This window comes from Streptomyces sp. KR80, assembly GCF_052245555.1.
In the GTDB taxonomy this organism is placed as follows: Bacteria; Actinomycetota; Actinomycetes; order Streptomycetales; family Streptomycetaceae; genus Streptomyces.
The window spans coordinates 490722-515772 of the sequence record NZ_JBQQCD010000001.1 but is presented as its reverse complement, the minus strand read 5'-3'; the positions used below and the strand labels follow the sequence as shown (position 1 = coordinate 515772).

Sequence of the window (25051 nt, the reverse complement as noted above, 5' to 3'; positions counted from 1 at the left end):
TTCTGATCATGGCAACCACCGTGCAGGTATCCCCGAGAACCGCCGTCATGCCGGTCCACGCGGCATGGGGCGCGGCTGCCGGCCTGGTCGGCGGCGTCGGGTTCGGCATCTGGATGTCCGTGTCCCGGCCGATGATGGACACCGCGATGATCACGATGGTCGCCGGTCTCCTCGGTTCGACCAACGCCTTCGCCGGGTGGCTGATCCACCTGTCCATCGCCCTCTTCGCCGGCACGACCTTCGGCGTGCTGCTGGGACAGTGGGCCCAGAAGGTGGCACCCGCTGTTGCCCTTGGACTGGTCTACGGCGCCGTGTGGTGGTTCATCGGCGCGCTGTGGATCATGCCCGCCAACATGGGCATGCCGGTCTTCGAGTGGAACGACGTCACCAGCTCCAGCCTCGGCGGCCACCTGGTCTTCGGGCTGCTCGCCGGTCTCACCTTCTCCGGTATCGCCCAGGCGATGGGCAAGCGGATCGGCTCGTCCGGGACATGACGCCGATGCGCCCCGCGTCGACCCCGGGCCCCGGCACGCCCCAGCGGGGTGCTGCGCAGCGTCGCAGCACCCCGGCCGACGCTGCCATGCCCTACTGTCTGACCGAGAGCGTGGGCGCGCTGGCCGACTCGGCGTGGGGCGCGTCGCCCCCGCCCTGGGCTCCGGGGCGACGCGAGGAGACCGTTCACATGATCGAGCGCGACGACGACGCCGACCGCACCTGGTGCATCTCCGAGGTCGACATCTTCCGCGACCTGTCCGAGCCCGAGATGGCGGCCATCGCCGCCGCGGCACCGATGAAGACCTACGCCGCGGGGGAGATCCTCCACTCGCCGCAGCAGCCCTGCGAGGTGCTGTTCATCCTCAAGCGCGGGCGTATCCGCATCTTCCGGGTCTCCGCCGACGGCCGCGCCCTGACCACCACGATCATCAGCCCGGGAACGATCTTCGGCGAGATGGCCCTGCTCGGGCAGCGGATGTACGACAACTATGCCGAGGCCCTCGACGACGTCACCGTCTGCGTGATGAGCCGCGCCGACGTACGGAAGTTCCTGCTGGCTGATCCCCGGATCGCCGCCCGCATCACCGAGATCCTCGGTCGCCGCCTCGCCGACCTCGAACAGCGCCTGTCCGACAGTGTCTTCAAATCCGTGCCCCAGCGCATCGCCACCACCCTGACCACGCTCGCCGGCCGCGCCGACACCCCGGCGGGCAGACTCCGCCCGGGCGCCCGCCACCTGCAGATCACCCTCACCCACGAGCAACTCGCCGCCCTCGCCGGCACGTCCCGCGAAACGACCACCAAGGTCCTGCACGAGTTCGCGGGCGACGGACTGCTGCGGCTGGCCCGGGGCCGTATCACCGTCCTGGACCTGCCGCGCCTGAACGATGAGGCCGGATAGCCGGCTGTGGAAGACCGTCGGCTGCGCCGTCGCTGTGGCACGGGGGGAATGCGACAATGGCCGACGTGGCCTGCCTGACCCGGCTCCTTGCCGTGACTGCGATCGAGGTGGAGCGTGCCTCGTTCGACGGGGGTACGCGATGAGTCTCTTTCGCGACGACGGCATTGTGCTGAGAACGCAGAAGTTGGGCGAGGCGGACCGGATCATCACGCTGCTCACTCGCGGCCATGGGCGGGTGCGCGCCGTTGCCCGCGGAGTGCGCCGCACCAAGTCGAAGTTCGGGGCGCGGCTCGAACCGTTCTCCCACGTCGACGTGCAGTTCTTTGCCCGCGGCAGTGAGCTCGTGGGCCGCGGCCTCCCGCTGTGCACGCAGAGCGAGACCATAGCTCCGTACGGTGGTGCCATCGTCGCCGACTACGCCCGCTACACCGCGGGCACCGCGATGCTGGAGACCGCGGAGCGATTCACCGACCACGAAGGAGAGCCCGCCGTGCAGCAGTACCTGCTGCTGGTGGGTGGGCTCCGGACCCTCGCCTACGACGAGCACGCCCCGCATCTCGTCCTCGACGCCTTCCTCCTCCGTTCGCTCGCGGTCAATGGCTACGCCCCGAGCTTCGACGCCTGCGCGAAGTGCGGCATGCCCGGTCCGAACCGGTTCTTCTCGGTCGCGGCCGGAGGCGTGATCTGCGCGGAATGCCGGGTGCCCGGTAGCGTCGTACCCTCCCCTGAGGCACTGACGCTGCTCGGCGCCCTGCTGACCGGGGACTGGGAGACCGCGGACGCCTGCGAGCAGCGGTACGTCCGGGAGGGCAGCGGTCTGGTGGCGGCGTATCTCCACTGGCACCTGGAGCGCGGACTGCGCTCGCTGCGCTACGTGGAGACGCGGTAGCGGAGCCAGGCACCTCATCGAAGCAGCAGCACACACAGACAGGAGACGTGGACCGCATGGCACGACGCGGGATTGGCCGTTCCCGACGCGAGTACCGGGCTCCGGACCCGCACCCGTCCGGTGCGCGCCCGCCGAAGATCCCCGGGGAGCTCGTGCCGAAACACGTGGCGATCGTCATGGACGGCAACGGCCGGTGGGCCAAGCAGCGCGGCCTTCCGCGCACCGAGGGCCACAAGGTCGGCGAGGCCGTCGTCCTCGACGTCCTCAAGGGTTGCCTGGAGATGGGCATCAAGAACCTGTCGCTCTACGCCTTCTCCACCGAGAACTGGAAGCGCTCGCCTGAGGAGGTGCGCTTCCTGATGAACTTCAACCGCGACGTGATCCGCCGCCGCCGCGACGAGATGGACGAGCTGGGCATCCGTGTCCGCTGGACCGGACGCATGCCCAAGCTGTGGAAGTCCGTCGTCCAGGAGCTTCAGGTCGCGCAGGAGCAGACCCGCCACAACGACGCCATGACGCTGTACTTCTGCGTCAACTACGGTGGCCGGGCCGAGATCGCGGACGCAGCGGCCGCGTTGGCTGCGGACGTTCGGGCGGGCGCGCTGGATCCGGCGAAGATCACCGAGAAGATCTTCGCGAAGTACCTGTACTACCCGGACATGCCGGATGTGGACCTCTTCGTCCGCCCCTCCGGTGAACAGCGCACCTCCAACTACCTGATATGGCAGAGCGCGTACGCCGAGATGGTCTTCCAGGACGTGCTGTGGCCGGACTTCGACCGCCGCGACCTGTGGAGGGCGTGTCTCGAGTACGCCTCCCGCGACCGCCGCTTCGGCGGTGCGGTGCCGAACGAGATCGGCTCGACCTGATCGGCCCCGGCCCAGCCGACTGAGCTGATCGCCGTCGCGGCGGAAGGATCTTGCCGCTACGGCAAGGAAATCCCGTCGCAGCGGTGAGCAGCCACTACGGCGGAGTCCGGCGGTGCCGAACTGCCCCCGCCGTAACGTGGACGGGCCCCTACGCCTGCGCGGCCTTCACCGCGCAGGCCCCGCACGTGCCGAAGATCTCCACCGTATGGGCGATGTCCACGAAGCCGTTGTCCGCCGCGATCTGATCGGCCCACCGCTCGACGGCCGGACCCTCCACCTCGACCGCCTTGCCGCAGGAGCGGCACACCAGATGATGGTGGTGGTCGTCGGTGCTGCAGCGGCGGTAGACGGCTTCGCCCTCGCTGGTGCGCAGGACGTCGACCTCGCCTGCGTCGGCAAGCGACTGGAGCGTGCGGTAGACGGTCGTCAGGCCGACCGAATCACCGCGGTGCTTGAGCATGTCGTGCAGCTCCTGGGCACTGCGGAACTCGGTCACCTCGTCCAGGGCCGCCGCCACCGCGGCGCGTTGCCGCGTCGACCGGCCGCGCACTGGTGCTGGATTCATTTCCCTGGGCGCGGTAGCCACGTTGCCTCCTTAAGCTCGCCGTCCGCCCCTACGGCTGGTCATTGTGCCAGTCCGACGGTCCGGGTCCGGCGGCACCTCGGCACCGTCACACCCTGACGTCGTCCCCGGCACTTCTACTGTCTGGTAGCTCAAGGGTGCACTGTTCCTCGGCCCAGGCGGTTCTGCGGGCGCGTTTTTTCGCCAACGGGGCCGCCAGCGCGGTGATCACACCGAAGACGGCGATGGCGAGGACGACGATGCTCGCACCCGGCGGCACGTCAACGTAGAACGAGTAGGCCGTGCCCGAGAGGGCGACGGTGACGCCGATGCCGATCGCCGCCGCGAGGGTCATCGCGAAGCCGCGGGTGGCCTGCTGGGCCGCTGCGACCGGCACCACCATCAGCGCGCTCACCAGCAGCAGGCCGACGACCCGCATGGCCACGGTCACCGTGACGGCGGCGGTGACGGCCAGCAGGAGGTTCAGCAGGCGTACGGGCAGGCCGGTGACCCGCGCGAACTCCTCGTCCTGGCAGACCGCGAACAACTGCCGCCGCAGCCCCAGCGTGATCGCCATGACGAGACCGGCCAGAACGCAGATCGCCGTCAGGTCGCCCGAGGAGACCGTGGTGATCGAGCCGAAGAGATACGAGGTGAGGTTGGCGTTGGAGCCGTTCGGCGCGAGATTGATCAGCAGGACGCCGCCCGCCATGCCGCCGTAGAAGAGCATCGCGAGGGCGAGATCGCCGCGCGCCTTGCCGTACCAGCGGATCAGCTCCATCAGCACCGCACCGAGCACGGTGACCGCGATGGCCGCCCAGATCGGGTTGGTGCCGGTGAGGAAGCCGAGCGCGACACCGGTCAGGGCGACGTGCCCGATGCCGTCTCCCATGATCGCCTGGCGGCGCTGAACCAGGTAGATGCCCACGGCGGGCGCGGTGATGCCCACCAGGGCGGCGGCCAGCAGCGCCCGCTGCATGAAGTCGTACGTCAGGATGTCCATCAGGTCAGCAACCCCGTCCGGATCGGTTCGGCAGTCGACCCCTCGTGCGGGTGTACATGGTCGTGGCCGGGCAGCGCGTGCTGGCCGACGGCCTTGGGTGGCAGACCGTCGTGGACCACGCATCCGTCGCGCAGCACCACCGCACGGTCGATCAGCGGCTCCAGCGGGCCGAGTTCATGGAGGACGAGCAGCACGGTGGCGCCCGTGGCGACCTGATCGCGCAGGGTGTCCGCGAGCACCTGCTGGCTGCCGTGGTCCACGCCCGCCATCGGCTCGTCCATGATCAGCAGATCGGGCTCGGTGGCCAGCGCGCGGGCGATGAGCACCCGCTGGTGCTGGCCGCCGGACAGCGCATTGACCGAATCACCGGCCCGGCCCGCCATGCCCACCAGCTCCAGCGCCCGCGCCACCGCCTCCCGGTCGGCCCTCCGGGGCAGACCGAGCCGGGTACGGGCCAGCCGCCCGGCGGACACGACCTCGCGGACGGTCGCCGGCACCCCGCTGGCGGCGGTGGTGCGCTGCGGTACGTATCCGATCCGGGCCCAGTCGCGGAAGCGGCGCAGCGAGGTGCCGAACAGCCGCAGCTCGCCGCCGGTGAGGGGCACCTGGCCGACCATGGCCCGTACGGCCGTGGACTTGCCGGAGCCGTTGGCGCCGAGCAGCGCGACGACCTCGCCGCGCCGCACGGTCAGATCGACCCCGCGCAGCACGGGCCGCGAGCCGAGTGAGGCGGTGGCGCTGCTCAGGGATATGACCGGTTCCGCATCGTCGCGTGCTCGGCTTGCCATGGCTTCCTCCGTCACTTGGCCCCGAGGGCCTTCTGTAGATTCTTCAGGTTCGCCCGCATGACCTCGATGTAGTCGTCGCCCTGGGACTTGTCGTTGATGCCCTCGACCGGGTCGAGCACATCCGTCGTGAGGCCGGTGTCGTCGGCCAGGGTTCTGGCGGTCTTGTCGCTGGCGATCGTCTCGAAGAAGACGGTGCTGACCTTCTCCCGTTTCGCGACCTCGTGCAGCGCTTTCAGGCGGGCCGGGCTGGGTTCGGACTCCGGGTCGAGTCCGGAGATGGGCTCCTGGTCCAGGCCGTAGCGCTCGGCTAGGTAGCCGAAGGCGGAGTGGGCGGTGATGAAGGTGTCGGTGGCCCGGTCCTTGAGACCGGCCTCGAAGTCCTTGTTGAGCTTGTCGAGTTCGCCGACCAGCGCCTTGGTGTTCTTCCGGTAGTCGTCGGCGTGGTTGGGGTCCGCCTTCTCCAGAGCCTGTCCGACGCCCTTGGCGACCTCGGCGTACTTCACCGGGTCGAGCCAGATGTGCGGATCGGCGCCCGCCTCCCCCTCGTCCGCGTGCCCCTCCTCCGCGTGCTTCTCCTCGTGGCCGGGCTCTTCGCCGTGGTCGTGGCCGGTCTCGGTCCCGTGGTCCTCGAGCTTCGTGAGGCCGACGGCGTCGACGGTGTTCTTCACCCCGGCCTGGGCGACGGCCTCGTCCACCGCCGGCTGCAGGCCCTTGAGGTAGAGGATCATCTCGGCTTCGCCGAGCTGAGCGGTCTGCTGCGGGCTGATCTCGAGGTCGTGCGGCTCGACGCCCGGCTTGGTCAGACTGGAGACGGAGACGTGATCACCGCCGATCTTCTCGGCGAGGTACTCCATCGGGTAGAACGACGTCACGAGCGTGAAGTCGCCGCCGTTCCCACCACCCTCGGAGCCGGAGGCGGAGCAGGCGGACAGAGAGGTGAGACCGAGCCCGGCGGCTCCGGCGACAGCTGCGGTGCGTATGAGGCCACGACGTACGTTCATGACTCTCATTTTCAACAATGTTGGAAACGATTGTCAAAAACCCCTGTTGGGTGCCCTCGGGCACCCTCAATCGCCAACCGATTCACTGCAGACATCGGGGGGACGACCCCCCGCACCCCCCGATTTGCTGTGCGGGGTGCAGCCGCCGGTAATCTGAGGTATTCGCTGGGCCGGGCCCCGGCGGATCCCACTTCCCGCCTCCGTCGTCATGAAGAGAGCACCGTGGCCGCCGACAAGATCGACACCATCGTCAGCCTGAGCAAGCGCCGTGGCTTCGTCTACCCGTGCAGCGAGATCTACGGCGGCCAGCGCGCCGCCTGGGACTACGGGCCACTCGGCGTGGAGCTCAAGGAGAACATCAAGCGCCAGTGGTGGCGCTCCATGGTCACCTCGCGCGACGACGTGGTCGGCATCGACTCGTCCGTGATCCTCGCCCGCGAGGTCTGGGAGGCCTCCGGTCACGTGGCGACCTTCACCGACCCGCTCACCGAGTGCACCTCCTGCCACAAGCGGTTCCGCGCGGACCACCTGGAGGAGGCGTACGAGGCCAAGCACGGCCACCTCCCGGCGGGCGGCCTCAACGACGTCAACTGCCCGCACTGCGGGAACAAGGGCGCCTTCACCGAGCCCAAGCAGTTCTCCGGCCTGCTCGCCACCCACCTCGGCCCCACCCAGGACAGCGGCTCGATCGCCTACCTGCGGCCCGAGACCGCGCAGGGCATCTTCACCAACTTCGCGGCCGTGCAGCAGACCTCGCGCAAGAAGCCGCCGTTCGGTATCGCGCAGGTGGGCAAGTCGTTCCGCAACGAGATCACCCCGGGCAACTTCATCTTCCGCACCCGTGAGTTCGAGCAGATGGAGATGGAGTTCTTCGTCAAGCCGGGCGAGGACGAGAAGTGGCACGAGTACTGGATGGAGCAGCGCTGGAACTGGTACCGGGACCTCGGGATCCAGGACGCCAACATGCGCTGGTACGAGCACCCGCAGGAGAAGCTCTCCCACTACTCCAAGCGCACCGCTGACATCGAGTACCGCTTCAACTTCGGCGGCACCGAGTTCTCCGAGCTCGAGGGCGTCGCGAACCGCACCGACTTCGACCTCAACGCCCACTCCAAGGCCTCGGGCCAGGACCTCTCGTACTTCGACCAGGAGGCCGGCGAGCGCTGGACGCCGTACGTCATCGAGCCGGCGGCCGGTGTCAACCGCGCGATGCTCGCCTTCATGCTCGACGCCTACAACGAGGACGAGGCGCCGAACGCCAAGGGCGTGATGGAGAAGCGCACCGTGATGCGGCTCGACGCGCGCCTGGCGCCGGTGAAGGTCGCCGTGCTGCCGCTGTCCCGCAACCCGCAGCTCTCACCGAAGGCCAAGGGCCTGGCGGCGGAGCTGCGGAAGTACTGGAACATCGAATTCGACGACGCCGGCGCCATCGGCCGCCGTTACCGCCGCCAGGACGAGATCGGTACGCCGTTCTGCGTCACCGTCGACTTCGACACGCTCGATGACAACGCCGTCACGGTGCGCGAGCGTGACTCGATGAAGCAGGAGCGGGTGGCGCTGGACCAGATCCAGTCCTACCTGGCCGGCCGCCTGCTGGGCTGCTAGGTCGGCCTCCGGCGCGGGCTGAACGACGCGGTGCCGGGTCCCTGATCACAGAGGGACCCGGCACCTCCGGCACCGGGGCTTCGGTTGGTTCGGCACCGCCGGTCAGCAGCGCGGGTGCTCCTCGCCGTCGCGGCGGCGAATGATGTCCCGCCCGCAGGCGGCTTGGCAGCCACTACGGCGGGCGCCGGCGGTGCCGAAGTGGCCTTAGCCCCTAGGACGGGCTGCCGTCCCCCAGCGGGAGCGACCTCGTGGCGCCGGGCTCGCGGCAAGCGGGGGCGGGTGAAGGCCTTCAGGCTGCGCAGGATCATGTCGCGATGCCTGGAAGGGAGAGCGTCAAGCGCTGGTGCTCGACGGCGGATGGTCCGCCCGGCTCGGGTCAAGCCGGGCCGCCGTGCGGCGGGCGGTCTCCCGTGCCCAGCCGCTCGTGGTCACCGCTCCGACCAGGAGGACCGCCGCGCCGCAGCCGGTGATGATCCACCACGCCGGCCGGCTCGCGTCGACGAACGCCCCGGCGTCGTCGGCGCCCCGCACTCCGGTCGCCAGCACCGCCCCGATCACCGCGACGCCGAGCGAGGTCCCCACCTGTCGGCTGGTGGATGCCACGGCGGCGGCGACACCGGCCTGGGAGCGGGGCATTCCGGAGACGGCCGTGTTGGTGATCGGCGCGTTCACCAGACCGAATCCGATGCCGAACAGGACGTAGCCGATCAGCATCGCCCCGTCCGAGCTCGCCACGTCGAACGCGGCGAACAGCACCCCGCTGGTTGTCATCGAGACTCCGGCGAGCAGCAGGGACAGCCGTGGCCCCCGGCTGCCGACGAGCCTGCCGGACAGCGGCGCGCAGACACCGGTCATCGCGGCCATCGGCAGCATCCACAGCCCGGCGCCCAGTGCGGCCAATCCCCGGATGTCCTGCAGATACAGGGTGTTGAGGAAGAGGAACCCACCGAGCGCCGCGAAGGCGCACACCGCCGTCAGCGTGGCCCCGCTGAACGGCGCGCTGCGGAAGAAGCGGGGATCCACCAGCGGTTCGGGGTGCCGCCGCTCGTAGTGCACGAGCGCCACCAGGGCCAGGATGGCGGCCGCGGTGCAGGACAGGATCAGGGGCGAGGACCAGCCCGCCGCCGGTGCCTCGATGATCGCGTACGTCAGCGAGCCGAGTACCACGATGACGAGCAGCTGTCCGACGAGGTCGGCCCGGCGCGCCTCGGGGGCCCGGGACTCGGGGACGTACCTCGCCGTCAGCGCCAGGGCCGCCAGCCCGACCGGCAGGTTGATCCAGAAGATCGAGCGCCAGCCGACGTTCTCCACCAGCACCCCGCCGATCAGCGGCCCTGCCGCCATGCTGATCCCGACGACCCCGCCCCACACACCGATCGCGCGGGCCCGCTCCTTCGGATCGGTGAAGACGTTCGTAATGATCGACATGGCCACCGGGTTGAGCATCGAGCCGCCGACAGCCTGGATCATCCGGAAGGCGACGAGCCACCCCAGGCTCGGTGCGAGGCTGCACAACAGCGAGCCGAGGCTGAACAGCACGAGGCCCGCCTGGAAGACCCGCTTGCGCCCCACCCGGTCGCCGGTCGACCCGGCGAGCACCAGCAGCGACGCCAGCACCAGCGTGTAGGCGTCGATCGTCCACTGCATGCCTGAGACCGAGGCCCCAAGGTCCCTGCGCATGGAGGGCAGGGCGACGTTCAGGACGGTGGTGTCCAGGCTGACGATCAGCAGGCTGGTGCAGCAGATTCCCAGCACGAGCAGGCGCCGCCGGTGGCCGAGTTCGGGCATGGCTGAACCGTACAAGTGCCTGAAGGCCGGTCTCCGGCCCGAGCGCCGCCGCACATGCGGGACAATGGGAGGCCGCCCCTCCTCCGTACGCTCCTGAAGGACGCCCTCCCGATGACAGGTGCCCGCCCGGCCGGCCTCGCGCTGCAGATCGGCCCGCACACGGTGCAGCCACCGTTGGTTCTGGCCCCGATGGCCGGAATCACCAACGCGCCGTTCCGGACGCTGTGCCGGGAGTTCTCCGGTGGCAAGGGGCTGTTCGTCAGCGAGATGATCACCACGCGGGCGCTGGTCGAACGGGATGCCAAGACCATGCGCCTCATCCACTTCGACGGCACCGAGAACCCTCGCTCGATCCAGCTGTACGGCGTCGACCCGGTGACCGTGGGCAAGGCGGCCCGCATGATCGTGGACGAGGACCTGGCCGATCACATCGACCTCAACTTCGGCTGCCCGGTGCCCAAGGTGACTCGAAAGGGCGGCGGTTCCGCGCTGCCGTACAAGCGGAACCTGCTCCGCGGGATCCTGCGTGAGGCGGTGGTGGGCGCGGCCGGCCTGCCGGTGACCATGAAGATGCGCAAGGGCATCGACGACGACCACCTCACCTACCTCGACGCCGGACGGATCGCCGTCGAGGAGGGCGTGACGGCGATCGCCCTGCACGGGCGTACGGCGGCGCAGCACTACGGAGGTACGGCCGACTGGGAGGCCATCGCGCGCCTGAAGGAGGCCGTTCCGGAGATTCCGGTGCTGGGCAACGGTGACATCTGGTCCGCCGCCGACGCCGTCCGGATGATGCGGGAGACCGGCTGCGACGGGGTCGTGGTGGGCCGGGGCTGCCTCGGGCGGCCATGGCTCTTCGCTGATCTGGTCACCGCTTTCGAGGGCCCCGGGGTGCTCCCCCCGGCAGCCGCGCCCACCCTCAAGGAGGTCGCTGCCGTCATGCTCCGGCACGCCGAGCTGCTGGGGGAGTGGCTGGCGGACGAGGAGCGCGGTGTCATCGACTTCCGCAAGCACGTCGCCTGGTACACCAAGGGCTTCTCGGTCGGCTCCGAGATGCGCAAGAAGCTGGCGGTCGCCTCGTCCCTCGCCGAGCTGGACGCGCTGCTGGGCGAGCTGGACCTGGACCAGCCCTGGCCGGCCGGCGCCGACGGGCCCCGCGGGCGCACGTCCGGCAGGAACCGGGTCGTCCTGCCGGACGGCTGGCTGGCCGACCCCTACGCGTGCGTCGGCGTCAGCGCGGACGCCGAACTCGACACGTCGGGGGGCTGACCTGCCCCCAACCTCTCTAGGTGTGACCTGGCGTCAGGGCGCTGAGGAGCGCGAGCGGCGTGGCCGCCGCCCAGGCCTGGGGTGAGCAGGAGTGCGGATACGGCACCGGCGTCGGATGCTCGTCGCGGCTGTACCCGGCCATCACCTCCGGCAGCCGCCAGCCGTGCACCGCCGCCGCCTCGACCAGCCCGCGGATGACGGCGAGCGCCTGCTCAGTCAGCCCGTAGCGCGCCAGTCCGAGCACGATGAGTGCGTTGTCGTGCGGCCAGATGGAGCCCTTGTGCCAGGAGAGCGGGTGATACGGCACCTGGCCGGCCGCGAGCGTGCGGATTCCCCAACCGGAGAAGAAGTCCGCCTTCAGCAGCCGACGGCCGACCTCCTCGCCGCGCTCCGGGTCCAGGATCCCGGACCACAGCAGGTGCCCGGCGTCCGAGGCGAGCACGTCGACTTGGCGGCCCATCCCGTCCAGCGCCAGTGCCGGGAAGCCCAGCCCCGGCATCCAGAACCACCGGTGGAAGCGGCGCCTGAGCCCTTCCGCCGCCTGCTCCAGCCGGGCCGCGAACTCCTCGTCGTTCCACGTCTTGCGGGCCAGGAAGGCGGTGCGGACCAGGGCGTCGTACGCGTATCCCTGTGCCTCGGCGACAGCGATCGAGCCCTGTGCCGGGCGCCCGTCGCTGAAGCAGATCGCACCGGGGGAGTCCTTCCAGCTCTGGCCCGCGCCTGCGTCGCCCGGGTCGCCTCCGAGGTCTTCGCCGGGGCCCTCGGCGTTCGCTCCGTAGACGAGCCAGCCCCGCTCGTCGAGGCCGCCGTCGCGAAACATCCACGCGACCGCGGCGCGCGCCTGCGGCTCCAGCCGGCGGGCGAGGACGTCGTCACCGGTCTGCTCGGTGTAGGCGTGGAGCAGGGTCAGGAAGAGCGGGGTGGAGTCGACCGCGCCGTAGTAGCGGGCGTAGGGCACCTGCCGGAAGTGCGGCAGCTCGCCGTGCCGGATCTCGTGCGCGATCCTGCCGGGCTGTTCCTGCCGCGCCGCGTCGTAGGCCGTGCCCTGGGCCGCGGCGAGCGCGGCAAGGGTGGCGGCGGCCAGCTCGGGCCGGTAGGGCAGCGCGAACAGCGAGGTGAGCAGCGAGTCCCGCCCGAAGAGGGCCAGGAACCAGGGGATGCCCGCCGCGGGCACGCGCAGCGCCTCCCCGTCCGGCCCGCTCGCCGGGACGCGGAGCCCCGCCAGGTCCGCCAGGCCCTGCTCGCAGGCCCGGGCCAGTTCGGTCCAGCCGATCAGGTCGCGCGGCCGGGGGGCGGCGCGGGTGAACGCGGCGTTCTCCTGGGCGAGGCCCGCGACCGCCGCGGCCGGGGGCTGGATGCGGGGTGGCTCGGTGTCAGTGCCGGAGGCCAGCGCACACGCCTGGAGGACGATCTCGCCGCTGCCGTGCGGGGGCAGCACGACCCGCCACTCGAGGGTGCGCGCGGTCCCGCCCGTCGACCGGGACACCGCGTCGGGTGCGGGGACCGCGGTGACCACCGTGCGGGAGTGCCAGGTGGGCCGGCCGTCGGGCTCCGCGCGCTCGTAGCCGAAGGCGACGCCGTCGGGCAGTGCTTCCGCGGTCCGCAGGGCGTCCGCCTTGTCGTAGCTGCGGTGGTCGGAGCGCAGCTCGAACTGGTCGGCGAAGTCCGCGTCCACGGTCACGGCGATACGGGCGATCGTCGGCACCGGGCGGTTGCTGGTCAGCCGGATTCGTTCGGCCAGCGACCGGTCGGCGACCGCCTGTTCGCGGAAGATGGTGTACGCGGGAGGCTCGTACCGGCCGGCGGGCGGGGTCAGCACGGCGGCCAGCGGACGGTCGGGCCCGGCCTGGCCCGCGGCCACCAGCAGGTCGGGCTGGGCACCCTCGACGGTCAGCTGCCACCTGCTGAGGTGCCGTGCGTCGCGGGAGAACAGGCCGTCGGGAGAGGCGCCGCGCGCCCCGCTGATGTCGCCGGAGTCGGTCACGACGGCGAAGGTGCCGTCGTGGACCAGGAGATGGTGTCCTGTCATCGGTCAAGCCTGCCCTTCGTCGGGCTCCGTGCGGAGCAGGTCACTCCGTGTGTCGGTATCACAACAACGGGTGGAGGGGCGGCGTGCCACACGGGTTCTTGCTCATCTGAGCGATATTGAACGCGCTTGTGTCCAGCGAGTGAGATCAAGCCCCGGATGGCAGCGTGATTCTCGCCACCCTTGATAGGGGTTATGCTCAGATGAGCGATGCGCGGCAGGGTGCATCTTTCCAACGGGTGGCACTGGGTGCCACTCAATCTGGCTTCGGCCTCTCGTGTCATCTCTCACGCGCTGTGACTGCGTTGGTCGAGTCGGTCGACGCTATGTGGCGATGGGTTCAGGGATTGAAGAGATTGGAATTGATCTTCTAGCCGCTCCAAACCTGCGATCTACTGGCGGACGAGTGGTTACATCCGTATGACGGCCAAGTGGACGTACTCATGTGCCTTCGATCTGGGTACGCTCCCGGCCGTCAGGGCAGCCTCCCCCAGACTCCGTCCGGGGGTACCCCCAGCGAGGTGTCGAGATCCCGTGTCGGAAAACAAAGATCCCCACGTATCCCCTTCGCCCCAGAAGTTCGTTTACGACTTCACGGAGGGCAACAAGGACCTCAAGGACCTGCTCGGCGGGAAGGGGGCCAACCTCGCCGAGATGACCAACCTCGGTCTGCCCGTCCCTCCGGGCTTCACCATCACGACCGAGGCCTGCAAGGTCTACCTCGAGACCGGCAGCGAGCCCTCGGCCCTGCGTGACGAGGTGAGTGCGCACCTCGACGCCCTCGAACAGAAGATGGGCAAGAAGCTCGGCCAGCCGGACAATCCCCTCCTGGTGTCCGTGCGCTCCGGCGCCAAGTTCTCCATGCCCGGCATGATGGACACCGTCCTGAACATCGGCCTCTCCGACGAGTCCGTCGCCGGGCTCGGGGCCCAGGCCGGCGACGAGCGCTTCGCCTGGGACTCGTACCGCCGGCTGATCCAGATGTTCGGCAAGACCGTGCTCGATGTCGACGGCGACCTCTTCGAGGAGGCGCTGGAGGAGGCCAAGCGGGCCAAGGGCGTGACGGTCGACGTCGATCTCGACGCCGCCGACCTCAGGCAGCTCGTCGAGCAGTTCAAGGACATCGTCCTCAAGGAGACCGGCCGGGAGTTCCCGCAGGAGCCGCGCGAGCAGATGGACCTGGCCATCAACGCGGTCTTCGACTCGTGGAACGGCGAGCGCGCCAAGCTCTACCGCCGCCAGGAGCGCATCCCGCACGACCTCGGCACCGCGGTCAACGTCTGCTCGATGGTCTTCGGCAACCTCGGCCCCGACTCCGGCACCGGCGTCGCCTTCACCCGCGACCCCGCCAGCGGCCACCAGGGCGTCTACGGCGACTACCTGCAGAACGCGCAGGGCGAGGACGTCGTCGCCGGCATCCGCAACACCGTGCCGCTCGCCGATCTGGAGCAGATCGACAAGACGTCGTACGACCAGCTGATGCAGATCATGGAAACCCTCGAGACGCACTACAAGGATCTGTGCGACATCGAGTTCACCATCGAGCGCGGCCAGTTGTGGATGCTTCAGACGCGCGTCGGCAAGCGCACCGCGGGCGCCGCCTTCCGGATCGCCACCCAGCTGGTCGACCAGGGTCTGATCGACGAGGCGGAGGCACTTCAGCGGGTCAACGGCGCGCAGCTCGCGCAGCTGATGTTCCCGCGCTTCGACGAGAGCGCGAAGGCGGAGCGGATCGGCCGGGGCATCGCCGCCTCCCCGGGCGCGGCCGTCGGCAAGGCGGTGTTCGACTCGTACACCGCGGTCAAGTGGTCCCGCTCCGGCGAGAAGGTCATCCTCATCCGCCGCGAGACCAACCCCGACGATCTCAACGGCATGATCGCCGCCGAGGGCATCCTCACCTCGCGCGGCGGCAAGACCTCGCACGCCGCCGTCGTCGCCCGCGGCATGGGCAAGACCTGTGTCTGCGGCGCCGAGGAGCTGGAGGTCGACACCAAGCGGCGGCGGCTCACCGCGCCCGGCGGTGTCGTCGTCGAGGAGGGCGACCTGGTCTCCATCGACGGCTCGTCCGGCAAGGTCTACCTCGGCGAGGTGCCGGTGGTCCCGTCCCCGGTCGTCGAGTTCTTCGAGGGCCGGATGCACGCGGGCGCCGACGACGCCGACGAGCTGGTCAAGGCCGTGCACCGGATCATGGCGTACGCGGACCGGGTGCGCAGGCTGCGGGTACGGGCCAACGCCGACAACGCCGAGGACGCCGCTCGCGCCCGCCGCTTCGGCGCACAGGGCATCGGGCTGTGCCGCACCGAGCACATGTTCCTCGGCGCGCGGCGCGAGCTGGTCGAGCGCCTGATCCTGGCCGACACCGAGGACGAGCGGGGCCAGGCCCTCGACGCCCTGCTGCCGCTGCAGAAGGGCGACTTCGTCGAGCTCTTCGAGGCGATGGACGGGCTGCCCGTCACCATCCGGCTCCTCGACCCGCCGCTGCACGAGTTCCTGCCCGACATCACCGAGCTGTCGGTCCGCGTGGCGCTCGCCGAGGCCCGCCGGGACGCCAACGAGAACGACCTCCGGCTGCTCCAGGCCGTGCACCGGCTGCATGAGCAGAACCCGATGCTCGGTCTGCGCGGAGTCCGCCTCGGGCTGGTCATCCCCGGCCTGTTCAGCATGCAGGTCCGGGCGATCGCGGAGGCCGTGGCGCAGCGGCTCGAGGCGAAGGGCGACCCGCGTGCGGAGATCATGATTCCGCTCGTCGGCACCGTCCAGGAGCTGGAAATCGTCCGCGAGGACGCGGAGAAGGTCATCAAGGAGGTCGAGCAGGCCACCGGCGTCGAGCTGAAGCTCGCGCTCGGCACGATGATCGAGCTGCCGCGCGCCGCGCTGACCGCCGGTCAGATCGCCGAGGCTGCGGAGTTCTTCTCCTTCGGGACCAACGACCTCACCCAGACCGTGTGGGGCTTCTCCCGCGACGACGTCGAGGCGAGCTTCTTCACCGCGTACTTGGAGAAGGGCATCTTCGGGATCTCGCCCTTCGAAACGATCGACAAGGACGGCGTCGGCTCGCTGGTACGCAATGCCGTGCACGCTGGCCGGGCCACCCGCCCCGACCTCAAACTCGGTGTCTGCGGCGAGCATGGCGGCGACCCGGAGTCCGTCCACTTCTTCCACGAGGTGGGCCTGGACTACGTCTCCTGTTCGCCGTTCCGGATTCCGGTGGCGCGCCTGGAGGCCGGCCGCGCTGCGGCGCAGAGCAAGGGCAGCGACTCCCGCTGAGTGCGGCAGGCGGCAGACCACCGGAGCAGCCGTGGGGTACCCCGACCCTCAGCCCGGCGGCGGCTCCGGCACCTGAAAAGGGGGCGGCACCTTGTGCGGAGGTGCCGCCCCCGCACCTCTTTTCGTGTGACGTACGACGCACTCGGTGAGTTCGAAGGCGAGGGGCACTTCCCAGCAATCTCTCCCAGCTACCGCTGGGGGAAGTGGCTGGGGGACGTCAAGTTCACTGCAGGACAGTCGAGTTGAGCGGCATACCGCCCGGTTGGAACGTAAAAAAACACAAAAGAATCCGCCCGGGAAATCCCGGGCGGATTTTTCGGTGATGCGGGGAGGTGGGTCGTCGGCCCGCGGTCCGGGCGGGCTCGAGTGCACCGGACCGCAGGCCGTAACCCGTGCCGGACGCGAGGCGGTACCCAAAGCCGCCCGGAAGATCGGCCGCACTGCCCCCACAACAGCCCCATCGGCGTCTTCCGTGTGTCCGACGTCTCCCAGCATTTCGTTTCTGCCCGTATCCCCGCGACCCGTTTCAACTGTGGCTAAAAGGACGTGGTCACCGACAGTGCCGGAGTGCATACTCGATAGCTGGGACAAAGGCGGGGGGCCACTTGTGGGGGTTTGGTGCTACGCATCCATTTCACCGGGCTCGACCTCGCTCGGGTCCGGATAGCCGCTCGTCCGGACGCACTCTGGGAATCCGTCCTCAGCTTTCACCGGTTACGAGACAAACAGGGGGCTGCGGTCTACGGACAATGGCGCGGCGAAACCCGTGCCCGGTTGAATGGTGAAACACGTCTGCTGGCCACGCTGGTTCCCTCGCGCGGCTATTTCCCTGATTTCCTGACTCCGCCGGAAGGCGTTCTCGGCCTGGAGCCGGCGATCGAGGCGCTGCGCGAGACACCGGTACGCCGCCTGCAGCGCGATCTGTCGCTGCTCGGCACCCTGCGCTCCCGGCCGGGCTGGGGGGATTCCCTCGCGGACGGCGACAGCACGGCGCTCGGCAGGCTGATCGGCGCGCTGCGGAGCTATCACCGGGCCGCCGTCGCCCCGTACTGGCCGCATATCCGGGCCAGGATCGAGGCCGACCGGGCGGCGCGTGGCCGCGCCCTGTTGGACGGCGGCGCCGACCAGTTGCTGGCCTCGCTGCCCACGACGATGCGCTGGCGCCCGCCGGTGTTGGAGGCGGACTATCCGGTCGACCGGGATCTGTACCTCGGAGGCCGGGGCCTGCTGCTCCAGCCCTCGTTCTTCTGCCGCCGCACCCCGGTGACGTACCACGACCGGGACCTCACCCCGGTCCTGGTCTACCCGGTGCAGCACACCGCCGAGTTGGGCCCCGCGGTTCCGCTGAACGCCACCGACGCGGACGTCAACTCGCTGGGCAAGCTCGTCGGGCACACCCGCTCCGCGGTGCTGCAGACCATCGGCAACGGCTGCACCACCAGCGAGCTCGCCCGCAGGGTCGGCGTGTCCGCCGCCTCGGCCAGCCAGCACGCGAGCGTGCTGCGGGAGGCCGGTCTGGTGGTGACGTTGCGGCACGGCAACGCCGTGCTGCACACACTGACACCGCTGGGCGCCGCCCTGTTGCGGGGCGGCGCCGCAGCGGTGCCGGATCTGCCCGAGTTATCGAATGCGGCCGCGACCGCGCGGGCCGACGAGGTCCCGGCAGCGCCGGCTACGACCGGAACGGGCCGGTGACCTCATAGGTGATGCCGCCGGAGGAGCTGCCGCTCGAGCCGCGCTGGCTGGAGAAGTACAGCCGCTTGCCGTTGGGGGAGAAGGCCGGTCCGGTGACCTCGGAGCTGGAGTGGCCGTTGATCCGCAGGAAGGGGGCGACGATGTCGTCCGGGGTGATGATGCAGATCTCCATGTTGCCGCCGTCCTCCGCGACGAACAGGTCGCCGGAGGACGAGCCGGTGATGTTGTCCACGCCGGTCAGCGGGGCCGGGCCGGGGTTGACCAGGCTGTCGTCGTAGGCCAGCTCGTAGGTGCTGTTGGAGAGGTTGATCTGCCAGACGCGGTTGTCGCCCTTGGTGGTGAACCAGACGGTGTTGTTGGCGTAGTGGCAGCCCTCGCCGCCGTTGAACCGCTTCGCGCCGGAGACCTGGTTGCGCGTCGCGGTGGGGGAGCCGTCCGGGTCGGGCACCGTGCCCCAGGTGAACGATCCGGAGGTGCCGGTCCCGGCCTTGAGCACCTGCAGGGTGCCGGAGGAGAGGTTGCCCCAGGTCGTGGGGACGAACCGGTAGAAGCAGCCGTCCGACGCGTCCTCGGTCAGGTAGATCACGTTACGCACCGGGTCGGCGGCAGCCGCTTCATGGTTGAACCGGCCCATGGCGTCGCGCCGGGTGGCGGCTTTCACGCCCCACGGGTCGGTCTCGTAGACGTAGCCCAGGCTGACCTCCTCACAGGACAGCCAGGTGTTCCACGGGGTGGCGCCACCCGCACAGTTGCGGTTGGTGTTGGACAGGATCCGGTACGCCCCGGTGATGCTGCCCGAGGAGTTGAACTTGACGGCGCCGGCGCCCCCCGTGGACGAGATCTCGGAGTTGGAGACGTAGATCCAGCCGGTGCCGTCGGCAAAGCAGGCGCCGCCGTCGGGAGCGCTGTGCCAGGTGTACGAGGTTCCGGACACGTTCTGGCCGGAGCGGGCGATCACTCGGCTGGTGAAGCCGCTCGGCAGCTGGATCCCGTTGGCGTCGGCCGAGCCCAGCGGCCCGTACGGGCTTGGGCCGTTCTGGGCGGGGGCCGCGTAGGCGGCGCCGTGCGAAAGGGTTCCGCCGAAGACGGCGGCCGAGGTGCCGATGACTGCTGCGCGCAGGAGGCTGCGGCGTTCCATGGTCACTCCACGGTGTTGTGTCTACTCCGCGGCCGGGCGGCCGCGGAGAAGGGGGCAGCGCGGAGGACCATAGGAGTGCGGAATTGACCAGGCGTCAACGGGTGGTGAACCGTGCCCGTCCGGATGCGCGGCAGTAGGCGCGCCGTGTTCAGCGGGCCTCGAGCGGCTCGTACGTCACGCCCGTCAGACGTTCGGACGCGCCCCATAGCTGCTCAGCGGTCGCGTCGTCCCGGGTCCACGACGCCCGCCAGGAGCGGGTCGGCGCGCCCCGCCAGCCTTGGAGGCGCGGGCCGGTGAAGGAGTCGGGGCGCACACCGGGCGCGGTGGCGGCGTACAACGTCGGCAGCGCGCCCGCCTCCGCCGACTGCGCCAGGAACCGATTGCCGAACTCCATGATGCGCTCCGCCGCCCGCCGGCCCTCCATGCGCACGGCCGCCGTCTGCAGATTCGTGGCCGCGTAACCCGGGTGCGCCGCAGCGGCCACCACATCGGAGCCGATCCGCGCCAGCCGCCGCGCCAGTTCGTGGATGAACAGGAGGTTGGCGCTCTTGGACCGGGCGTACACCGCCCAGCGCCGGTATCCCCGCTCGCTGCCCAGATCGCGCAGATCGATCCGCCCCAGCAGGTGCATCCCGCTGGAGACGCTCACCACGCGCGCGCCCGGGGTGGCGAGCAGCCTCGGCAGGAGCATGCCGGTCAGCGCGAAGTGCCCGAGGTGGTTGACCCCGAACTGCATCTCGAAGCCGTCCACGGTCCGGCGGTGCGGAAGCGCCATGACCCCTGCGTTGTTGATGAGCAGATCGAGCCGCTGGTGCCGGAAACCGTGGACAAAGGCCCGTATGGAGGAGAGGTCCGCCAGATCCAGGGGCGCGAACTCCACGTCCGCCTGCGACACCTCGTCCCTGATCCGGGCCTCCGCCTCCTTGCCGCGCGTCTCGCTCCGGCAGGCGAGCACCACCTGGGCGCCACGTCGCGCGAGTTCACGCGCGGTGACGTAGCCGATGCCGCTGTTCGATCCCGTCACGAGGGCCGTGCGCCCGCTCTGATCGGGAATGTCGCTCGCGGTCCAGCCGCTCATGGCCTTGCCCTCCTCGCGTCGGCGTGGGACGTTCCGCCCCGTGTTACCCGCGAGTCAGCTTAGGGCGGTGGCAACCCGGGCGCGAGCTGTGGCTACTGCGTACGCACCGCGTAGGCCTGCACGGATACCGACTCGTCGTCCAGGCACTGACCCGTCTCGAGATCGAAGCGCTGCTTCAGCAGCGGCGAGGCCACGAAGGTCCGTCCGGTCGCCGAGCGCCCGATCAGCCCGCGGGAGAGCACGTATGCCCCGGTGAACGGGTCCTGGTTTCCGATGGCGTACACGGTGCCGGCGCGGTCGAGGAACACCGCGACCTGCCGGCCGTCCGGCAGCAGGGCGGCCACCCCACGTCCGGGGGTGATCGCCGCGAGATCGCAGACCGCGAACCACTTCTGGTCCAGCAGCACTTCCACCTTGACCGTGGTCTTGTCGGGCGCGAGGGTCATCAGACGGAGGTCCCTTCAAGGGTGCGGACGGGAAGGACGGGGCCGGCCAGCACGGTCAGATCCGGCTTGACCTGGTCGCGCTCGGGCACGAACTGCACCGACGGGTCCGGGGTGCCCGGCGCGTTGACGAAGGAGACGAAGCGCTGCAGCCGGTCGGGGTCGTCGAGGGTCGCCGCCCACTCGTCGCGGTAGTTCGCCACATGGTCGGCCATGAGCCGCTCCAGCTCGTCGCAGAGGCCGAGCGAGTCGTGCACCACCACGTCCCGTACGTGGTCCAGGCCGCCCTCGATCCGCTCCAGCCAGGCCGAGGTGCGCTCCAGCCGGTCGGCGGTGCGGATGTAGAACATCAGGAACCGGTCGATGAGCCGGACCAGTTCCTCGTCCGACAGATCCTGGGCCAGCAGGTCGGCGTGGCGCGGATCCGCCCCGCCGTTGCCCCCGACGTACAGATTCCAGCCGTTCGACGTGGCGATGACACCGAAGTCCTTGCCCCGGGCCTCGGCGCACTCGCGGGCGCAGCCGGAGACCGCCGACTTGAGCTTGTGCGGACTGCGCAGGCCGCGGTACCGCAGCTCCAGGTCGATCGCCATCCGCACCGAGTCCTGTACGCCGTAACGGCACCAGGTCTGCCCGACGCAGGACTTCACCGTGCGCAGCGCCTTGCCGTAGGCATGCCCGGACTCGAATCCGGCGTCCACCAGCCGCGCCCAGATGGCCGGCAGCTGGTCGACGCGGGCGCCGAACAGGTCGATCCGCTGGCCGCCGGTGATCTTCGTGTAGAGCCCGAAGTCCCGCGCGACCTCACCGATCACGATCAGCTTCTCCGGTGTGATCTCGCCACCGGGGACGCGCGGCACGACGGAGTACGAGCCGTTGCGCTGCATGTTGGCGAGGAAGTGGTCGTTGGTGTCCTGCAGGGCGGCCTGTTCGCCGTCCAGGACGTATCCGCTCGCCCCCAGCGTCGGCGCGAGCGAGGCGATGATCGAGGCGACGGCCGGCTTGCAGATCTCGCAGCCCTCGCCGCCGCGGGCGCTCTCCCGCCCGTGCTCGTCCAGCACGCGCGCGTAGCTGGTGAGGCGGCGCACCCGCACGATCTCGTAGAGCTCTGCGCGGGTGTGCGCGAAGCAGCCGCACAGCCCCTTGTCCACGGTCACGCCGCTCGCCTCCAGCTCGTCGTTGACGAGCGTGGTGAGGACCTTGACGCAACTGCCGCAGCCCGTACCGGCCTTGGTGCACTTCTTCACGGCCGGGACATCGGTGCAGCTGTGCTCGGTGACGGCGCCGCGGATGGCGCCCTTGGTGACGTTGTGGCAGTTGCAGATGACCGCCTCGTCGGGCAGCGCGGACGGGCCGAGTGCGGCGGGTGCGCCGACTCCGGCGGGCAGCACGAGCTGCTCGGGGGAGAGCGGCGGCACGGAACCGGTGAGCGGGCGCAGCATGCCGTACGCGTCGGCGTCCCCGACCAGCACTCCGCCGAGCAGGGTGCCGTCGGCGCCGACCACCAGCTTCTTGTAGATGCCGGAGCGGGAGTCGGCGTAGACGACGTCGAGGCAGCCGTCAGCCGTGCCGTGCGCGTCGCCGAAGGAGGCGACGTCGACGCCGAGCAGCTTCAGCTTGGTGGAGGTGTCGGCGCCGGTGAATGCAGACGACGACGAGTCTGCCGCCCCGGCGATCGCGTCGGCGGCCGTCTCCGCCATCTCGTATCCGGGGGCCACCAGGCCGTACACCCGCCCGTCGGCGGCGAGCGCGCACTCGCCGACGGCGTAGACGGCCGGGTCGGACGTGAGACACCGCTCGTCGACGGTGATGCCGCCGCGCTCGCCCACCTCCAGGCCGCAGTCGCGGGCGAGTTGGTCCCGGGGCCGGACACCGGCCGAGAAGACGACGAGGTCGGTGGCGAGCGTCGAGCCGTCGGACAGGGCCATGCCCGCGACCGACCCGTCGTCGCCCGTGGTGATCTCCTTCGAGCCCACGCCCGTATGCACGGTCAGGCCCATGTCCTCAATGGTGCGGCGCAGCGCGGCGCCGCCGCCCTCGTCGACCTGGACCGGCATCAGGCGCGGAGCGAACTCCACGATGTGGGTCTCCAGGCCGAGTCCCTTGAGGGCTCCCGCGGCCTCCAGGCCGAGCAGCCCGCCGCCGACGACCGCACCGGTCGTGGCGTTCTTCGCGTACTCCTCGATGGCCAGCAGGTCCTCGATGGTCCGGTAGACGAAGCAGCCGGTCGCGTCCTTGCCCGGGACGGGCGGCACGAACGGGTAGGAGCCGGTGGCCAGGACCAGCGTGTCGTACTCGATGACCAATCCGGCGCGCGAGGTGACCGTGCGCGCCTCGCGGTCGATGGACTCCGCGGGGTCGTCGAGGTGCAGCTCGATGCCGTGCCGGGCCATGAAGTCCGGCTCTACGAGCGAGAGTTCATCGGGCGTCTTTCCGGAGAAGTACGAGGTCAGCTGCACGCGGTCGTACGCCGCGCGCGGCTCCTCGCAGAGCACGACCACCCGCGCCCGCTCCGTCACACCCCGGTCCGCCAGTGCTTCGAGGAACCGCTGGCCGACCATCCCGTGGCCGATCAGCACGATCGTCGACGTCCGAGTCTGGGCATCCGCCGTACCGGTGGGCATCAGGAGCCTCCATCATTGGTGAGCAGGTGGAGCAGTGGAGCGGAGGGCAGCGGCTCGTCGCCCTCCCAGGTACGGGCGAGCGCGCCGACGGTGCCGAGATCGCCGAGAAGAATTCCCCCGACGAGCCGGTCCCCACGGACGACGACCTTGCGGTACGCGCCCCGGGTGGCGTCGGAGAGGTGGACCACGTCGTCGCCGGGAGCGGGGTGGATCTCCCCGAACGCGGCGAGGTCGAAAGGAGCGAGGTGGGCGGCTGCCGGGCTGCCGCCCGACGCCGCGGTGGCGCCCGGCTGCGCCGCAGCGGCGGCAGGGGCGGGGGCGCTGGGCGAGGAGGCGTGCGCCGGTGCCTCGCTGCGCGCGCCGTTCGTGGCGGCCGCGCTGCGCCAGGTGGCCAGCGTCAGCCGGGTGAGCGCGCGCGTTCCGCCGTAGCGCGGAGCCGCGGCGGCGGTTGCTCGTGCGAGAACCCGGGCGAGCACGTCGGCCTGCTCCTGTGCGGGACCCGCCAGGCCGTACACGACCCCGTCGTGCTCCGCACAGTCACCGATCGCGTGAATGCGCGGGTCCGAGGTCCGCAGCTCGTCGTCGACGACGATGCCCCGCGCGACCTCCAGCCCCGCGGCCTTGGCCAGCCCCACCCTCGGGCGTACGCCGCAGGCGATGACGACCAGGTCGGCGTCCAGCCGGTAGCCGTCCGCCAGTTCGACGCCGGAGACCGCCCGGTCCGGCCCGGTGCTCACCCCTCGTACGCGGCACTCCGTGTGGACCTCCACCTCCAGGGCGTCCATGTGCCGGCGCAGCAGCCGGGAGGCGCCCGCGTCGAGCTGACGCTCCATGAGGTGCTCGCCCTGATGCGCGAGAACGACCTGTGCGCCGCGGCTCGCCAGCGCCCGGGCCGCCGAGACGCCCAGCAGGCCGCCGCCGATCACCACGGCCCGTACCCCCGGACGTACGGTCTTCTCCAGCTCCAGGCAGTCGCCCATGGTGCGGAAGGCGTGCACGCCCTGCGGGAGATCGTGGCCCTCCGGTTCGAAGAGGCCGCGCAGCGGCGGAAGCACCGGGTTCGACCCGGTGGCCAGCACGAGTGAGTCGTACGGCACTCGCTGACCGTCGTCGCACAGCACCTCGCCCGCGGCGCGGTCGACGCGCACGGCCCGTACGCCACGCAGCCAGCGGGCCGCGGACTGCGGGGCAGGGAGCTCGATCACCTCGGGTCCGTACCGACCTGCGAGGACGTCTGCGAGCAGGACGCGGTTGTAGGGCGCGTGTGATTCCTCGCCGATGACGGTGACGTCCAGACGATCGCCGCCCGGCACGGCTGCCAGCTGCTGCACCAGCCGGGCAGCGGCCATGCCGCCGCCGACCACCGTCACACGGTGGCCGCTGCGATGAGTGCGGGCGTTCTTCGCGGGGGGCATGCCTTGAAGCGTGCGCGGCGCACATTTCCCGCCCGCATCGTCATTGTTTCCCCCACGCAACGCTGCCCTCAGCAGAGGGGCCCTGGACGTGTGAGCCGCCGGAGGGGGCGTCGCGACGAAAGCAGTCGGGGAAACGCGGGGAACTGGGGGAACTGGGGGAACTCGGGACCGGGGAGTCGAGGAACCCGGGGAAGC

The 25051-nt window shown here is 70.3% G+C and carries 19 protein-coding genes; 8 read left to right on the top strand and 11 right to left on the bottom strand.

Annotated features, from left to right (window positions below; all coding sequences use genetic code 11):
• The first annotated feature begins 8 nt into the window (after positions 1-8).
• The 4 genes from ACTWQI_RS02335 (at position 9) to ACTWQI_RS02320 (ending at position 3154) form a co-directional block, all read left to right on the top strand.
• A complete protein-coding gene (locus ACTWQI_RS02335; RefSeq protein WP_443266870.1) occupies positions 9-494 on the top strand; it encodes a hypothetical protein in 486 nt (161 codons plus the stop codon).
• Positions 495-580: 86 nt separating this feature from the next.
• Positions 581-1396 carry a Crp/Fnr family transcriptional regulator gene (locus ACTWQI_RS02330; RefSeq protein WP_443266868.1) on the top strand — a complete coding sequence of 272 codons (816 nt, stop codon included), beginning with the start codon at positions 581-583 and terminating at the stop codon, positions 1394-1396.
• 139 nt (positions 1397-1535) lie between these two features.
• Positions 1536-2285, top strand: coding sequence for a DNA repair protein RecO (recO, locus tag ACTWQI_RS02325; RefSeq protein WP_443266866.1), 750 nt, complete (start codon positions 1536-1538; stop codon positions 2283-2285).
• A 56-nt stretch (positions 2286-2341) separates the two neighbouring features.
• On the top strand, positions 2342-3154 hold the full coding sequence (locus ACTWQI_RS02320) for an isoprenyl transferase (RefSeq protein ID WP_443266864.1): 813 nt from the start codon (positions 2342-2344) through the stop codon (positions 3152-3154).
• 148 nt (positions 3155-3302) lie between these two features.
• On the opposite strand, the gene ACTWQI_RS02315 is transcribed toward ACTWQI_RS02320, so the two are convergent.
• The 4 genes from ACTWQI_RS02315 to ACTWQI_RS02300 all read right to left on the bottom strand — a co-directional run bounded on the left by ACTWQI_RS02315 (position 3303) and on the right by ACTWQI_RS02300 (position 6508).
• The gene (locus tag ACTWQI_RS02315) at positions 3303-3740 is read right to left on the bottom strand and encodes a Fur family transcriptional regulator (RefSeq protein WP_443266861.1); all 438 of its coding nucleotides are present in this window, start codon (positions 3738-3740) and stop codon (positions 3303-3305) included.
• Between the two features lie 85 nt (positions 3741-3825).
• Positions 3826-4722: a metal ABC transporter permease gene (locus tag ACTWQI_RS02310; RefSeq protein WP_443267168.1), complete on the bottom strand. Its 897-nt coding sequence runs from the start codon at positions 4720-4722 to the stop codon at positions 3826-3828.
• A complete protein-coding gene (locus ACTWQI_RS02305) occupies positions 4719-5507 on the bottom strand; it encodes a metal ABC transporter ATP-binding protein (protein WP_443266859.1) in 789 nt (262 codons plus the stop codon). Before ACTWQI_RS02305 ends, ACTWQI_RS02310 begins: the two co-directional genes overlap by 4 nt.
• Before the next feature lie 11 nt (positions 5508-5518).
• Positions 5519-6508, bottom strand: a complete 990-nt coding sequence (locus ACTWQI_RS02300; protein ID WP_443266858.1) for a metal ABC transporter substrate-binding protein — start codon at positions 6506-6508, stop codon at positions 5519-5521.
• 222 nt (positions 6509-6730) lie between these two features.
• Here ACTWQI_RS02300 and ACTWQI_RS02295 point away from each other — a divergent pair, with 222 nt between their 5' ends.
• Complete coding sequence (locus tag ACTWQI_RS02295) at positions 6731-8113, top strand: glycine--tRNA ligase (protein WP_443266856.1); 1383 nt, start codon at positions 6731-6733, stop codon at positions 8111-8113.
• 333 nt (positions 8114-8446) lie between these two features.
• Here ACTWQI_RS02295 and ACTWQI_RS02290 read toward each other — a convergent pair whose 3' ends face one another.
• On the bottom strand, positions 8447-9901 hold the full coding sequence (locus ACTWQI_RS02290) for an MFS transporter (RefSeq protein ID WP_443266854.1): 1455 nt from the start codon (positions 9899-9901) through the stop codon (positions 8447-8449).
• A gap of 111 nt (positions 9902-10012) precedes the next feature.
• Here ACTWQI_RS02290 and dusB point away from each other — a divergent pair, with 111 nt between their 5' ends.
• Positions 10013-11170 (top strand): tRNA dihydrouridine synthase DusB, encoded by a 1158-nt coding sequence (gene dusB, locus ACTWQI_RS02285; RefSeq protein ID WP_443266852.1) that lies wholly within the window; start codon positions 10013-10015, stop codon positions 11168-11170.
• A 16-nt stretch (positions 11171-11186) separates the two neighbouring features.
• On the opposite strand, the gene ACTWQI_RS02280 is transcribed toward dusB, so the two are convergent.
• Positions 11187-13199: an amylo-alpha-1,6-glucosidase gene (locus tag ACTWQI_RS02280; RefSeq protein WP_443266850.1), complete on the bottom strand. Its 2013-nt coding sequence runs from the start codon at positions 13197-13199 to the stop codon at positions 11187-11189.
• A 531-nt stretch (positions 13200-13730) separates the two neighbouring features.
• Between ACTWQI_RS02280 and ppdK the strand changes: the two genes are divergently transcribed.
• Both ppdK and ACTWQI_RS02270 read left to right on the top strand, forming a co-directional pair.
• Entirely contained in the window at positions 13731-16463 is a 2733-nt protein-coding gene (gene ppdK / locus ACTWQI_RS02275) for a pyruvate, phosphate dikinase (protein WP_443266848.1), read from the top strand.
• 618 nt (positions 16464-17081) lie between these two features.
• On the top strand, positions 17082-18158 hold the full coding sequence (locus tag ACTWQI_RS02270; RefSeq protein ID WP_443266846.1) for a helix-turn-helix domain-containing protein: 1077 nt from the start codon (positions 17082-17084) through the stop codon (positions 18156-18158).
• Here the strand turns inward: ACTWQI_RS02270 and ACTWQI_RS02265 are convergent.
• From ACTWQI_RS02265 to ACTWQI_RS02245, 5 genes are all read right to left on the bottom strand, one after another.
• Positions 18136-19296 carry an alkaline phosphatase PhoX gene (locus ACTWQI_RS02265; protein WP_443266844.1) on the bottom strand — a complete coding sequence of 387 codons (1161 nt, stop codon included), beginning with the start codon at positions 19294-19296 and terminating at the stop codon, positions 18136-18138. The two genes, ACTWQI_RS02270 and ACTWQI_RS02265, sit on opposite strands and share 23 nt — an antisense overlap.
• A 148-nt stretch (positions 19297-19444) precedes the next feature.
• Entirely contained in the window at positions 19445-20374 is a 930-nt protein-coding gene (locus tag ACTWQI_RS02260) for an oxidoreductase (RefSeq protein ID WP_443266843.1), read from the bottom strand.
• 92 nt (positions 20375-20466) lie between these two features.
• On the bottom strand, positions 20467-20820 hold the full coding sequence (nirD, locus tag ACTWQI_RS02255; RefSeq protein WP_443266841.1) for a nitrite reductase small subunit NirD: 354 nt from the start codon (positions 20818-20820) through the stop codon (positions 20467-20469).
• A complete protein-coding gene (gene nirB, locus ACTWQI_RS02250) occupies positions 20820-23441 on the bottom strand; it encodes a nitrite reductase large subunit NirB (protein ID WP_443266840.1) in 2622 nt (873 codons plus the stop codon). The genes nirD and nirB overlap by 1 nt, the downstream gene beginning before the upstream one ends.
• Positions 23441-24856 carry an NAD(P)/FAD-dependent oxidoreductase gene (locus ACTWQI_RS02245; protein ID WP_443266838.1) on the bottom strand — a complete coding sequence of 472 codons (1416 nt, stop codon included), beginning with the start codon at positions 24854-24856 and terminating at the stop codon, positions 23441-23443. The genes nirB and ACTWQI_RS02245 overlap by 1 nt, the downstream gene beginning before the upstream one ends.
• Positions 24857-25051 lie beyond the last annotated feature (195 nt).

Coding starts and splice junctions, on each gene's coding strand:
- ACTWQI_RS02335 (WP_443266870.1), top strand. CDS start 9: ATGGCAACCACCGTGCAGGTATCCCCGAGAACCGCCGTCATGCCGGTC.
- ACTWQI_RS02330 (WP_443266868.1), top strand. CDS start 581: ATGCCCTACTGTCTGACCGAGAGCGTGGGCGCGCTGGCCGACTCGGCG.
- recO (WP_443266866.1), top strand. CDS start 1,536: ATGAGTCTCTTTCGCGACGACGGCATTGTGCTGAGAACGCAGAAGTTG.
- ACTWQI_RS02320 (WP_443266864.1), top strand. CDS start 2,342: ATGGCACGACGCGGGATTGGCCGTTCCCGACGCGAGTACCGGGCTCCG.
- ACTWQI_RS02305 (WP_443266859.1), bottom strand. CDS start 5,507: ATGGCAAGCCGAGCACGCGACGATGCGGAACCGGTCATATCCCTGAGC.
- ACTWQI_RS02300 (WP_443266858.1), bottom strand. CDS start 6,508: ATGAACGTACGTCGTGGCCTCATACGCACCGCAGCTGTCGCCGGAGCC.
- ACTWQI_RS02290 (WP_443266854.1), bottom strand. CDS start 9,901: ATGCCCGAACTCGGCCACCGGCGGCGCCTGCTCGTGCTGGGAATCTGC.
- dusB (WP_443266852.1), top strand. CDS start 10,013: ATGACAGGTGCCCGCCCGGCCGGCCTCGCGCTGCAGATCGGCCCGCAC.
- ACTWQI_RS02280 (WP_443266850.1), bottom strand. CDS start 13,199: ATGACAGGACACCATCTCCTGGTCCACGACGGCACCTTCGCCGTCGTG.
- ACTWQI_RS02265 (WP_443266844.1), bottom strand. CDS start 19,296: ATGGAACGCCGCAGCCTCCTGCGCGCAGCAGTCATCGGCACCTCGGCC.
- ACTWQI_RS02260 (WP_443266843.1), bottom strand. CDS start 20,374: ATGAGCGGCTGGACCGCGAGCGACATTCCCGATCAGAGCGGGCGCACG.
- nirD (WP_443266841.1), bottom strand. CDS start 20,820: ATGACCCTCGCGCCCGACAAGACCACGGTCAAGGTGGAAGTGCTGCTG.
- nirB (WP_443266840.1), bottom strand. CDS start 23,441: ATGCCCACCGGTACGGCGGATGCCCAGACTCGGACGTCGACGATCGTG.
- ACTWQI_RS02245 (WP_443266838.1), bottom strand. CDS start 24,856: ATGCCCCCCGCGAAGAACGCCCGCACTCATCGCAGCGGCCACCGTGTG.